Source organism: Aquimarina sp. RZ0, from assembly GCF_008370685.1.
Lineage (GTDB): Bacteria > Bacteroidota > Bacteroidia > Flavobacteriales > Flavobacteriaceae > Aquimarina.
Genome location: NZ_VTZU01000012.1, coordinates 97,277 through 111,107, shown reverse-complemented (window position 1 = coordinate 111,107; position 13,831 = coordinate 97,277). Strand labels below are relative to the sequence as shown.

Sequence of the window (13,831 nt, the reverse complement as noted above, 5' to 3'; positions counted from 1 at the left end):
ATTATATATTAAATTTGGGGATCGGATAGCACTTGATTTAGCGACCAAGCCCCAGGAGGGCTCTGGGAGCTAGCTCCCAGAGCCCTCCTGGGGCTTAACCCTGAGACAGGGTTATAATTACACTTCCGATGAGATTAAAATGGCCGAAGATTATTTTACAGTTGAGAATCATAATCCCTCGGCCATACACCTATAGGATTTGAGGAGTAAATCGCTATAATCTTATTTTCTTATCTTTTTACTTTCTTAATCCTCTTATTATTTTTCTTATCTACTTTATTTTGGGCATCATCTATAAATTTATCTAATTGAGAAGAGCTAACCCCTTTTGTATGGCTCTTTAGATAAATGGTCAATTCCATTTTCGCTTTATTTCTTATACTAGTTTTAAGATCAGATTTTTCACCATACCTCGCTGTAATTTTAAGTTCTAATTTATTATGGGCTTCTGCTCTGGGTATCATTGGTTTCTGGGTTGGTACTGATGCTCTTGATTGTAGTTTTTCCATATTTTAAGATTTTTGATTTATACTCTAGTTTATATTGTGCATTTTTATATTATAAAATACTTTACAGATAACCATACCCTCAAAAAAGTAGTTTTTTCCGAAATAAGGATCATTATTTTGAGCTGTTTCGTTCGTAGGTCAAAAGAATATTTATTGATTATCTATTTGGTCATAAACGAATTTGAATAGTTCAAAAATTATGATGATTATTCAAATGAGATTCCTTCAATAGAGACGGTAAGGAAACTTTTAATTTCACATATTAGGTTTTGAATGTATTCGATTGAGGTGTCATTGCACCACTACTAATTCGCCCCGCCTGTTAAGTCGATGTTCATTTTCAGAACAATCATCTCCGCAATCAACCCTTGGGTTTAATTCCCCATTACCGATGGCTTTTATCCTATTGGGATTTATATGACCATCTTGAACCAGATAATTTTTAATACTCATAGATCTTTTTAAGCTTAATATATGATTATAGTCACGATTTCCCTGATTATCTGTATAGCCTTTCACTTCTATTTTTAAATCAGGGTTGGCTGTAAGTAATCCTATGACATCCATTAGTTCAATTTTATCACTAGATTTTAGATCTCCCCCATCCTCATCAAAATAAATAGTAGATGATTGTAATATATCATTAAGGTCATTTCTTGCCGGAAAGCTAATCCTTGCTAGATTTTCCCCTCGGTATAAATCAATATCCAGCATATGTTTTTTATGAATTTCGTAATTTGATTGAAATACAACTTCTTCCGTTCTATAGATGTCATTAGAGGTTCTAATAATGTAGGATTGAGAGCAATTAATATCAAATTCGTAAAACCCGTTTTCATTTGTAGAAGCTCTTTCGATTATATCCCCTTTTTCATTAAATAATAATAATCCAATTCCTCCCAGGCTGTTTTTTGTTATAGCATCCTTAATTTTTATTTGAAGTGTCTGATTATATTTTGTGATTAGTTTTTTCTTTAATTTAAATTTAAAGATATCATTATCTCCAATAGTTTCTGATCTATTACTTGCAAAGTACCCTTCTTTTAAATCCTGATTGATTACAAAGCCAAAATCATTTCCAGGACTATTTATAGGTTTTCCTAGATTAACAGGGGCTAAATATTCTCCATTTGGACATTCACTCACAAAAATATCTAACCCTCCTAATCCTAATTGTCCGTTACTGGCAAAATATAATTCTTTTTCTTTGCCAAGAAAAGGTGTTACTTCATTACCTATAGTATTAATTTTGCTACCTACATTTTTAGGTTTCCCAAATTTTCCTTTTTTGAGGATTTCTACTTCATAAATATCCATTTTCCCAAATCCACCCGGCATATCACTGGTAAAAAATAATTTTTTACCATCAGGACTTATACACGGATCAGCCACAGAATATTTGGAATCGTTAAATGGTAATTCTTTTATATTTTTCCACTTACCTTTTTTGAATATGGCGCGATATAATTTAGAATGAGCAGTGCTCCTGTATTTGCTTATTTTCTCACCATTTAAGTTACTACTTCTTGTAAAGTAAATCGTATCCCCATTTTTTGTAAATGCTACAGAAACTTCAGAATTTTTTGTATTGACCGGTGATGGGAATTTAGTAATCTTACCTTCTTTATAAAAATACAAATCTTTAAAAGGTTGATTATTACGAGTGTCTTTTTCTTTTGAAGACATATCTCTGGATGAGGAGAAACTCACGCCTCCATCGGGCATAAAACCTGGAGATGATTCTGAGTAAATAGAGTTGAATTCGAAGTTTAGTATTTTAGCATTATCAGATTGCAAGTCTATTAATTCCAGATAATTACGCTCTTTGTTTTTAAAAAGGTCACTATAACTAATTCCTTTTTTCAGGTAATATTCTTTCATCCTGTTATTCGCTTCATCATATAATTCTATGTTTTTAAGAGTTTGCGCATATCTAAATAAATATTCTGCATCATAATCTGAAAATTTGGTGATCAATTCAGCATACCACTCAAAAGCATTTTGTAGCTCTCCATTAAAATAATACGAATCACCTAGTTTCATTAACAGATCTGCCGGTCTATAACCAGTCGCAGCTAATTCTAAGTACATCTCCCTAGCGTCAGCAAAAGCATATTTTTCGAATTTTGAATGCGCTATTGATAATTTTTTTTTACTTTCCTGAGAAATCGTAGTCATAAAACAAAAAAAAGAGACGCATAATAGGATAATTTTCTGTGATTTCATAAGTTATTTATTAGTTCTAAGAAAGTGTTAAATTATAGATATTAATTGTTTAATAATTAATGCGATTGATAGCTGCTGTCAAGTATCATTTATAAAAAGGATTTATCAAAATCAATACAAACTAAATAGCAAACTATTAATGTACCTGCTTAATCTATAACTGAAAAGTGTAATCTAAACACTTTGATTTCATGTCAGGTACTTTTTCTAAAGACATCTGAAGCAGACAATCACCCTATGCAATTATTAAAATTCTTTTTTCATTTTTTGAATTTAATACTAGAATTTTAGTGGGATTTTTATCACAACCCATATAAACAAGATCGGTTCTTACTGAGAATAGATCTTAGAGCTTGTTTAAAAACCTTACTTCTTGAAAACAAATATTTTAAGAACCGTGAGCTTACTTCAAATTAATGTAAATATCTCGATATACTCATAATTTGAAGTGTACTCAGAACCTCAAACTATTGATTTTCAATTTGTATTCTTTTTAAACATACTCTCAGTTATTCTAAACACTTTTGATTAAATTCAAATGTTTTTCTCCGTGTTGTTAAAACAATTACAACCTATCTCTGATATCAAACTAATCAAATTAACTAACTGATTGAGTGAATCTTAACACCCATCTATTTAGTTTTTAGTAATCAAAACCAATATTTTTATTTAATATATCAGTTAAAAATTTTAGAAACTTATAGGGTAGTTTGATTCCTTGTTTGTTTTTATGATGGTAACTCATTTAGAGATCATTTTTTAACCTCATATAATATAGCTTTAACAATGGAATTTAAGATCCCAAAAGAACTAGAAAAAGTTCCTGTAGTATTTGGAATACCTCTAAAGACAGTAGTTTTCATAATCATAACTAGTCTATTCTTTATGTTTACTGTATTTACCAACTTTTTAATTTCTCTAATATGCCCAGTACTATTAGTTATATATATATGGATGAAGAAGAAATTTAAAAGAGAGGGAGAACTGTTTGAGTATATTAAATATTTAACAGACTCTAAAATCATCCTTATGGATACGCCAATTAAAAGAATAATTAATAATAAATCTGTTGAAAATGAAAATAATTAAATTTAAAAAAAGAGCTAAGCAATTAGTGATTATGGCATGTTTACTAACCTCAAGTTTCGCATCAGCTTCCGGAGGCGGAGGTTCCGGAATAGCTAATAAAATCTCTTCTTGGGGATCTACTATCAGTACTTCGCTAAATGCTGCTGTAGGTGTTTTTGCAATCGTAGGTGGTTTCCTGATTTTCATTCAATATATGCAAGGAAATGATCAGGCTCAGAAAAACTTTATCAAGTTTGTAATTGGTTTGGCAGTATTTGGATTAGCTGCACTAATAGTAAATGTTTTTGTATAATATAACAAGCTATTTAAAATGTTTTTTTCAAGTTAAAAAAACAGTATTCCAGATAGAACTTCGATGAATATTAATTAGTGTAAATCAAAAACTGTTTTATAATTTATAGGGTTACCCAATTAAGTCGCAGGAATAATATTAATTATATCAGCTTAAGGATTATAAATATTGAGTTTTATGGCAAAACGGTCAAAATTTTCAAAAAAAATTACTGCTCATTTTCAACACTTTGAGAACTAAATGGGTAACCCTAATAATTTATTAAATTCTCAGGCACAGTTTTTCTATCTTATATCTATTTAAAAGTATCATTTTGTTACGTATTTTAATAGAAGTAATTTAAACTTTTTTGATTCTAGCGAAAAATAGTAGTTTTTAATCCATCAAAATGTTTTTTGCACTTCATAGCAGCACTACGATATAAAAAAAAGACAAAAATTGAATGAAAAAGGACATTTTTATAGCGAATTGAGAAAAGATTAAACCGCTTCTAAAACACCTTGTGAAGTTTTCCTTCATTTTTAAAAAATAAAATCTTGAAACCATGGAGTTAGATTCTTTAAAAAATATACCAAAGACTTTTACCACTATTAAAATTGCTTTATTTACCAGTTTTGCTCTCTGTGTATTAATTTCTTTTGGAAGTATGCTATGGTCTTATCGTGTAAGTACTAAATATATTGATACAACATATTTATTAACTAACGACGGAAAAGCTATCCTTATCAATAGCATAGACAAATATCAGGTAGATCAAACCAGAAAACCTGAAATCATAGATCACATCAAGGTTTTTCATAAACATTTTTTTGAAATTGATCAGTTTAATTATGAACAGAGAATCGACAAAGCACTTCATCTTATTGGAAGTTCCGGGAAAGACCTGTATCTGACACGAAAACACAATGGTCATTATTCTGATCTATTATCTAATAATTTTGAACATCATTTACAAATCGATTCTATAAAAGTTGATGACAGCAGTCATCCATATAGAGGGGAGTTCTATGGAAAAGTAATTGTAAAAAGAACAGATAATCAGCTAGAAAGTGTAAATAATTTATACACTTCCTTTCGGCTTCAAAATATAAGCAGGTCAGAAAAAAACCCTCATGGATTATTGATTGAAAATTACATGATAAAAACTTACTAACTAAAAAATTGTGCAATCTGCTGTTTCAGCACTGATTAATGAGAGTACTCTTTGATTCAATTTTTAAATAGATAAATATAAAACAGTGTTTTAAAAACTAAAAGGATAATCAAATTAATTCACCTTACGCACATTTTTTAAAATTAAACAGTATTGTTGAGAAGATTTTATTTAAATAACTATTAATGCATTACAATCAAATCTAATTGATCTGTTCGATATTATCTAAACTCAATTTAATGGCTAAAACTACGGCAAATATTATTTTTTAAGAAAAAAGAGATTTACCAAAAGGTTTTTTTGTTAAAACGAAGAAAATACTTATCCAATTGCGTAAGGTAAGTAATAACTCCAAGCAACAACAACAAAATTTAATAAAACAAAAATTAATAAAACAAAAATTTAAAACTATAACATTATGGAAACATTAACAATGGAAACAGTTAAGAAAAGTAACAAAAATTTTATGGTCACATTATTACTGTGCTTTTTTCTTGCACCACTAGGAATTCATAGATTTTATGTTAGGAAACCATGGACAGGAATTTTTATGCTCCTTACTTTTGGTGGACTTGGCATTTGGGCTCTTATTGATCTCATTGTAATTATTACAGGTAATTTTAAAGACGGTGATGGAATTATTATCAAAAACTAGAGGTTTATGGAATATTTTTTTTGATCATTGATGAATTTCAAAGAATTAAAGCTAGCTAAATTATTCTCAATTCTATTTTAAATTTTGATCTACCAATAAGATAGACCAAGACATGTAAAATTGTCTTTTTGAGCGCTCATACCCTCTTGTTTTGAAAACACTAAAACCTTCGGCTTAACCCTGAGATCTTTCTCTGCGAAGACAACATTAAAAAGATATTGAAATGATAAAAGATATTTCAACATTAAGTTTTAATTATAAATCTATTATGGATGAATTTACAATATTCATCCAAGAAGAACTCTTAAAAATACAGCCGGGTGAAGTATATGGGATAAAGGGATATAATTCAAATAGTATGGAATACATTTGGGAAATTCTTAACTCAGAATATCCATCGATATCACCCTACATTCTTGATTCAGAATTATGCGATGATCAAAAATATATTTCAGTATCTAAATTTTTTCCTCTTTTACAAAATAAAAATAAAGCCTTTTTAATTTTGATACCTTCTCCAGTAATATCTGTTGTAGAAAATATTATTGGGATAAAAGAAATGGATGAATTATTTTCTTGGGATTTGCAAACACAAACCTTTACAAAATTACTTGCTAAAGCTCCTGAGGATTATTATAAAATCATAAAAGAGGATATTCTGAATTGTTTAGATTATATTAAACCCAATCCTCTTGATATCTATTGCACAATCAACTATTTAATTGCTCTCCATACATATGGGTTTAACGCAAAAAATATAGGAAACTTTATTTTTTTATTGGGATTAATACCAGATGAAGATCTGATTAGAGATCATAACACAATTAGGCAGCGATTGGATATTAATTTGAAAAGTATTCATGTTTTATGCGCCTCAGAAAAAACGATTTATGATCGAATCTCATTCTTACCGGCAAGACAAGATGTATTACAAAGAGATTTGATCAGTCTTGTCAGCAATCATAAAGAAGATATTCAAAACTTAAGCAAAATAATCTTCACGACATACCCTGCTTTAAATTTTTCTAAATGGAGAATGCCTGAGGATGTAGATTCCATATCATTACCTACTGAGCACATAACACCTCATTATGATATATTGATAGGAAGCAATTCTCCTACTAATCAATTTGGAATTATTGGAGAAAGTTATAGAGGCGGAAAGATTGCTATAGATTTAAGTGGAACCAACACTATTAGCCTTTTTGGTGTTCAAGGAGGCGGAAAGAGTTATACCATTGGAACTATCTCAGAAATGGTACTGAAGCAATTCAGTCATGTGTCTGAACTTCCATCCCCTCTTGCAGGTGTTATTTTTCACTACAGTGAAAGCATGGAATATGAACCAGAATTTACTTCTATGATATACCCAAACGATCAGGATAGGGAATTAAAAAAACTAAAAAAAGTATACGGAGCAGATCCTGGTAATATCGAAGATGTTATTATCTTATGTCCTAAAGATAAGCTCCTGGAAAAAAGAGAAGAATATCCATCAATAGAAATACTCCCTATAGCTTTTAATCCTAAGGAGTTAAAAGTTCAGGACTGGATGTTTATGTTGGGGGCTGTAGGAACCGATGCCAACTATGTAAAACAATTGAAAGCCATAGCAAAAAGTCATCGAAAAAACCTAAATCTAGACGCTATAAGAAGAGATGTTGAATCTTCCATTCTTTTTACAGAATTTGAAAAAGGTCTGGCTCTACAAAAAATTGATTTTGCTGCAGAGTATATTGATGATACATTTTATCTTAAGGATATTGTAAAACCGGGCAGGTTGATTATTGTAGACCTGAGAGATGAATTTATTGATAAGGATGAAGCTTTGGGGTTGTTTGTTATCATACTTAATATTTTTTCGGGTATAAAGGAAGTAGACGGCAATCATTTTAATAAATTCATCGTTTTTGATGAGGCTCATAAATATATGGATAATAAAGAACTTACTTCCAATATTGTTACTACCATAAGAGAAATGCGCCACAAAGGAGTAAACATACTTATTGCCAGCCAGGATCCCCCCAGTTTACCTAATGAGATCATAGAGTTAAGTTCAGTGGTACTATTGCACAAATTTAACAGTCCAAAGTGGCTGGATCATATAAAATACTCGCTTACACAACTAGAAATATTAAGTCCACAGGATATGAATGTTTTAAACCCAGGAGATGGATATTTATGGGCTACAAAGGCTACAGAAAAAGGCATCACCTTTAAACCTCTAAAAATTTCGACCAGACCCAGGGTTACCAAACATGGTGGAGCAACACTACAAGCTATTCAAAAAAAACATTAAAAGAGAACCATTAATTTACATCATTGTAATCTTGAAATTACACTTCTTTGTTTATGAAAAACAAAAAATAGCTATTTACTCTTTTTGTGTAGGTAAAAAAACTGATTTTTTACTCAGTGATTTTAAAACAAGGGGATATAAAATCTTTATAAAAAAGAGAAGGGTTTTGCCTTTGTAAATTGTTTTTAAATAGACCCTAATCATTCTTAAATTTAAAAAAAGATAATAATGTTAAAAAAAATAGTATCCCTTTTCTTTTTATCTGGTTTTTCAGCCATTATTTATCAAATAGTATGGCAACGTGTTTTGTTTACTTCCTTTGGAGTTAATATAGAAGCTATAACAATTATAGTATCTATTTTTATGTTAGGGCTTGGTATTGGATCCCTATTTGGAGGATATCTTTCTAAAAAATTTAAGAACAGGCTTTTATTTCTCTTTATTCTTTTTGAGATAGGGATAGGTCTGTTTGGCATTTTTAGTATTCCTATTATAAAGTATATAACCCTTGTAACATTGCATTTTCCCACATGGTTCTTGCCTTTTACTGTTTTTATGATTCTAATTATCCCTACTATAGGTATGGGAGCAACATTACCTATATTGGTCACCTATCTTTATAAGGTTTCAGGATCTGTTGGAAACTCTCTATCTCAACTCTATTATGTAAATACTTTAGGTTCGGCATTGGCTTGCCTGATAACTATATGGTTTCTTTTTACCTTATTTTCATTATCTACGGTGACTTATATTGCTGCCGCCCTTAATCTCATCATCGGATTACTAACTTATTTAATACAAAAATTCTCTCAAAAATTAACTATATGAAACTAAGATCTGCAATTATTATAGCAACCATTGTGAGTTTTGTCAGTATAAGTATGGAAATATTATGGATGTCTGTCATAGGCTATGTAATGAAAGGAAAATCAGGAGTTTTTGCACTTGTACTATCTCTTGTTCTGTTTGGAATTGCTTTTGGAGCAAAGTTTGGAAATATTTTGATTTCTAAAAACGAAAAAAATATTACGTTAATAATTTCGAAATGCCTGTTTTTGGCTGGAATTTTAAATTTTGCAGGCTTCCCTTTGACAGGTCATCTTATGACACTACATGAGTCGTTTTTCATTTTCTTACTCATTATCGTTAGTATTGTTTCATTTTTACTAGGGTGTATATTCCCCCTATTATGTCATATATCTATACCTCCGAAAGTAGAATTGATCGGAAAATATACTTCATGGATATATGCAGGTACTATATTGGGAGCTACTGCTGGTCCCTTACTAACAGGTTTTGTATTGTTGGACCATTTTTCTACTCCTACAATAGTTACTATTCTTTGCATCATTTGTTTAGTCATTTCTCTTATCATTTATCTAAAAACCAAATCCAAAATATTATCTAACAAAACTATGACCTACTTCTCTATAGGCACAATGGTTTTTATGATATTTACATCAGACATCTTATATGCTGACTATTTCGAAATTTTTCATTTTGGAACAGAGTATTCAGAAAAGACAAAATTCACTCAAATGTGGCATGGAAAAAATGGAATTATTACTATTGTTGGAGATGAATCTGGGGATATAGTCTATGGCAATGGAATTTATGACGGTAGAGTTCAAGTAGATATAGAAAACGATTCTAACGGAATCCAAAGAGCATGTATGACAGCAGCATTACATCCAGAACCTCGAGATGTATTAATGATCGGATTAAGTACAGGGGCTTGGGCAAAAATGCTAAGCAATTATGAAAAAATTAATACATTAACTATTATAGAAATAAATCCGCAGTACATAAATGCTATAAAAGAATACCCTGAAATCGCTTCAATTCTAAAAGATGAAAAAATTAAAATTCACATTGATGATGGAAGAAGATGGTTACATCACAATCCAGATAAAAAATTTGATATGATTATCATGAATACTACTTTTTATTGGAGGGAGCATAGTACAAATTTGCTTTCTAAAGAATTTCTTGAAAAATGTAAGAGCGCTCTGAACATAGGAGGAGTGGTTTATTGGAATACAACCGGACTTAGAGATAATATCTATACTGGAGCTAATGTATATGAGCATATAGTAACCTATAGAAATTTTGTTGCTGCAAGTGATACACCATTTGCAATACCCAAAAGTAGTATACGAGAAAACCTTTTGTCTTTCAAAATTGACAATACACCTCTTTTTAAAAAAAATAAAAATACCCGAACAATATTAGAAAAACTTGTTAATACGCCTTTAATCGATGTTAGGGAGTCAATTCTAAAAGAAAACTTATGGTTAATAACAGACGATAATATTGCATCTGAATACAAAGTTGACAATATATTCTCTAATTTTTTCTATGGCAAAAAATATTAATTTACTCATGTAGTGGTCGTAACTATTCAGCGGTTATTTTTAGTAGGAAATGATATAAAACTTAAAAAGAATAATCCTGACTACAATGTAATAATTTCACCAGTTATACGATTTGTGATTAAAAAATTCGTATAAATTCATTGAATTATTTTTTCTTTATACAAGACAAAAAAATCAAGCATAGCTATAGCTACGGTTTATTTTTTAAATGAAGTAGAAAGGAAAAAGAAACGATGAATATGCGAAATTTTTAGTTATAAATCGTATTACAGGGTTACACGTCTGAAAAACAAAAAAATGATTTTATACCAACTTCTATTACCATTTGCCCTCTGAATTTACTGCTAGCTACTTCGGGACGAGCCCACGATGCATTATTTATTAGAAAAAATTCAATTTCGCGGTAAGCAGAGCATTTAAATTTAAATCTTGGTTATCGGGCAAAAAAAGACGTTGACAACTTTTAATGGTCAACGTCTTCTTCATATTGAATTCATCTTGAGCAGTGGTGTTGAACCGAAAAGTTTGACTTTTGTAGGTCAAAGTAATACTCAAGATGAGTTCATTAATAGAATATCATTATCCTCCTTGCAAGCCAGAAAGGCTTGATTTTAGCGTTGCAATTTTTGCCTCTGCATCTGCCTCTTTCTTACGCTCATTAGTAATCACCTGTTCCGGAGCATTATTTACAAAACGCTCATTTTGTAATTTTTTCTGTACTGATTTCAGAAAGCCTTCAGTATATATTAATTCTTCTGTGAGCTTTTTAATTTCCTCCTCTACATTGATTGCTCCAGAAATAGGAATAAAATATTCATTAGATTTCACTCTAAATGACAAAGCTCCTTCCACTTTTTCTTCTACATAAGAAAGCGTATCTATATTCCCCATTTTTACAATCACAGGATCAAAAATATTAGCAATCTTATCATGGTTTAGAATCGATAATGTTATAGTCTCTTTAAATGCAATATTTTTTTCTTTTCGGATGGTTCTTATTCCTGAAACCACATCAGCTGCAATTTCAAATTCTTTTATCAGCCCGGTGTCAACTTCTGAAATCTCTGGCCAACTACTAATAATCAAAGCCTCTTCTGACGTTCTTTCTTTAATATGCTGCCAGATTTCTTCAGAAATAAATGGAGTAAACGGATGTACTATTTTTAGGTTATCTTCCAAAATTGTAACCACTTCATTATATGTTTTTGCATCTATCGGACATTGGTAAGCTGGTTTAACCATTTCTAATAACCAACCACAGAAATCATCCCATATAAGCTTATAAGTAGTCATTAGCGCATCACTAATTCTATACTTCTTATAGTTATTTTCTAATTCTAATAAGGCATTCTGAAATTTAGATCGATACCATTGCACAGCCACTTCAGAAGCTTTTGGTTGCGAAATATCAGCATCGACTTCCCATCCCAAAACAAGCCTGGATGCATTAAATATTTTATTTACAAAAGCACTACCCTGCTTACACAAATCTTCATCAAACATCAAATCATTACCTGCAGGAGAGCTCAACAACATCCCTACACGAATACCATCAGCTCCGTACTGATCGATCAAATCCAAAGGATCAGGTGAATTCCCTAATGATTTAGACATTTTTCTCCTTTGTTTATCTCTTACTATACCTGTGAGATACACGTTTGTAAAAGGTTTTTCCTTTCTATATTCGTATCCTGCTATGATCATTCTTGCTACCCAAAAAAATAAAATTTCCGGTGCTGTTACTAAATCATTTGTTGGATAGTAATAATTGATTTCTTTATTATCCGGTTCTAAAATACCATTGAATACACTCATTGGCCATAACCAGGATGAAAACCAGGTATCCAAAGCATCTGGATCCTGTGTTAAGTCTGTAATCGTTAAAGCAGAATTTCCTGTTTTTTCTTTTGCCAACAGAAGTGCTTCCTCTTTACTCTCGGCCACAACAAAATCTTCTTTGCCATTTCCATAAAAATATGCTGGTATCTGATGCCCCCACCATAACTGCCGTGAGATATTCCAATCTCTAACATTTTCCATCCAGTGACGATAGGTATTGATAAATTTTTCGGGAACCAGATGTACATCTTTATCCAATACTGCATCAAGTGCTGGTTTTGCGAGACCTTCCATCTTTAGAAACCATTGATCACTAAGCTTTGGTTCTATAACAGCTTTGGTTCGTTCACTAGTTCCTACTTTATTAAGGTGGGTTTCCGTTTTTTCTAAAGCTCCAATACTCTCAAGCTCTTTTACAATTTCTTTACGAACCACAAAACGATCTTTCCCTTCATAATGTAATCCAAAAGAATTGAGTGTAGCATCATCATTAAAAATATCTATCACATCCAGGCTATGTTTATCTCCTAACTCTTTATCATTTTGATCATGAGCGGGAGTTACTTTTAAACAACCTGTACCAAACTCCATATCCACATATTCGTCTTCAATGATCGGAATGGCTCTATTACAAATAGGAACAATTGCCTTTTTACCTTTTAGATTTATAAATCGCTCATCATTAGGATTGATACAGATCGCAGTATCCCCCATGATTGTTTCCGGGCGTGTCGTAGCAATCGTTAAAGATTCATCGCTTCCTTCTATTTTATAATTTAGATAATATAAGTTTCCTTGCTTTTCTTCATAAATAACTTCTTCGTCTGATAGGGTCGTCTTAGCTTCAGGATCCCAATTCACCATTCGGTACCCTCTATATATCAACCCTTTATTATATAAATCTACAAAAACTTTGATCACAGAAGCAGACAAATTGTCATCCATCGTAAAAGCAGTACGTTCCCAATCACAAGAAGCTCCCAGTTTTTTAAGTTGTTCCAGAATAATACCTCCGTGCTTATGAGTCCACTCCCAGGCATGTTCCAAAAATTCCTCACGGGTTAAGCTATTTTTATCAATCCCTTCTTCTTTTAGCTTTGCTACCACTTTTGCCTCTGTAGCTATAGAAGCGTGATCTGTACCAGGCACCCAACAAGCATTATATCCGTGAAGACGTGCTTTTCTGATCAGCACATCCTGAATAGTGTTATTGAGCATATGTCCCATATGCAAAACACCCGTAACATTAGGTGGTGGAATGACTATTGTGTAGGCTTCTCTTTCATCAACTTCAGAATGAAAATAATTATTTTCCATCCAGTAGTTATACCACTTTTCTTCTACTGATTTTGCATCATACTTTGCTGCTAAAGCCATACTTTGGTCTGATTTTT

The 13,831-nt window shown here is 31.3% G+C and carries 10 protein-coding genes; 7 read left to right on the top strand and 3 right to left on the bottom strand.

Annotated features, from left to right (window positions below; translation table 11 throughout):
* Positions 1-230: 230 nt before the first annotated feature.
* Complete coding sequence (locus F0000_RS06815) at positions 231-509, bottom strand: hypothetical protein (RefSeq protein ID WP_149623962.1); 279 nt, start codon at positions 507-509, stop codon at positions 231-233.
* 291 nt (positions 510-800) lie between these two features.
* Positions 801-2,735 (bottom strand): OmpA family protein, encoded by a 1,935-nt coding sequence (locus F0000_RS06810; protein WP_149623961.1) that lies wholly within the window; start codon positions 2,733-2,735, stop codon positions 801-803.
* Positions 2,736-3,521: 786 nt separating this feature from the next.
* Here F0000_RS06810 and F0000_RS06805 point away from each other — a divergent pair.
* The 7 genes from F0000_RS06805 to F0000_RS06775 all read left to right on the top strand — a co-directional run bounded on the left by F0000_RS06805 (position 3,522) and on the right by F0000_RS06775 (position 10,598).
* The gene (locus F0000_RS06805) at positions 3,522-3,824 is read left to right on the top strand and encodes a hypothetical protein (RefSeq protein WP_149623960.1); all 303 of its coding nucleotides are present in this window, start codon (positions 3,522-3,524) and stop codon (positions 3,822-3,824) included.
* Positions 3,811-4,116 carry a DUF4134 domain-containing protein gene (locus F0000_RS06800; protein ID WP_149623959.1) on the top strand — a complete coding sequence of 102 codons (306 nt, stop codon included), beginning with the start codon at positions 3,811-3,813 and terminating at the stop codon, positions 4,114-4,116. The genes F0000_RS06805 and F0000_RS06800 overlap by 14 nt, the downstream gene beginning before the upstream one ends.
* 544 nt (positions 4,117-4,660) lie before the next feature.
* Positions 4,661-5,269, top strand: coding sequence for a hypothetical protein (locus F0000_RS06795; protein WP_149623958.1), 609 nt, complete (start codon positions 4,661-4,663; stop codon positions 5,267-5,269).
* Positions 5,270-5,687: 418 nt separating this feature from the next.
* A complete protein-coding gene (locus tag F0000_RS06790) occupies positions 5,688-5,924 on the top strand; it encodes a TM2 domain-containing protein (protein ID WP_223148878.1) in 237 nt (78 codons plus the stop codon).
* 223 nt (positions 5,925-6,147) lie between these two features.
* Complete coding sequence (locus F0000_RS27635) at positions 6,148-8,223, top strand: ATP-binding protein (RefSeq protein ID WP_188112032.1); 2,076 nt, start codon at positions 6,148-6,150, stop codon at positions 8,221-8,223.
* A gap of 228 nt (positions 8,224-8,451) precedes the next feature.
* Positions 8,452-9,051 carry a hypothetical protein gene (locus F0000_RS06780; protein WP_149623957.1) on the top strand — a complete coding sequence of 200 codons (600 nt, stop codon included), beginning with the start codon at positions 8,452-8,454 and terminating at the stop codon, positions 9,049-9,051.
* Positions 9,048-10,598, top strand: a complete 1,551-nt coding sequence (locus F0000_RS06775; RefSeq protein ID WP_149623956.1) for a spermidine synthase — start codon at positions 9,048-9,050, stop codon at positions 10,596-10,598. The genes F0000_RS06780 and F0000_RS06775 overlap by 4 nt, the downstream gene beginning before the upstream one ends.
* A 579-nt stretch (positions 10,599-11,177) precedes the next feature.
* Here the strand turns inward: F0000_RS06775 and F0000_RS06770 are convergent.
* The gene (locus F0000_RS06770; RefSeq protein ID WP_149623955.1) at positions 11,178-13,814 is read right to left on the bottom strand and encodes a valine--tRNA ligase; all 2,637 of its coding nucleotides are present in this window, start codon (positions 13,812-13,814) and stop codon (positions 11,178-11,180) included.
* Between the last annotated feature and the right edge of the window lie 17 nt (positions 13,815-13,831).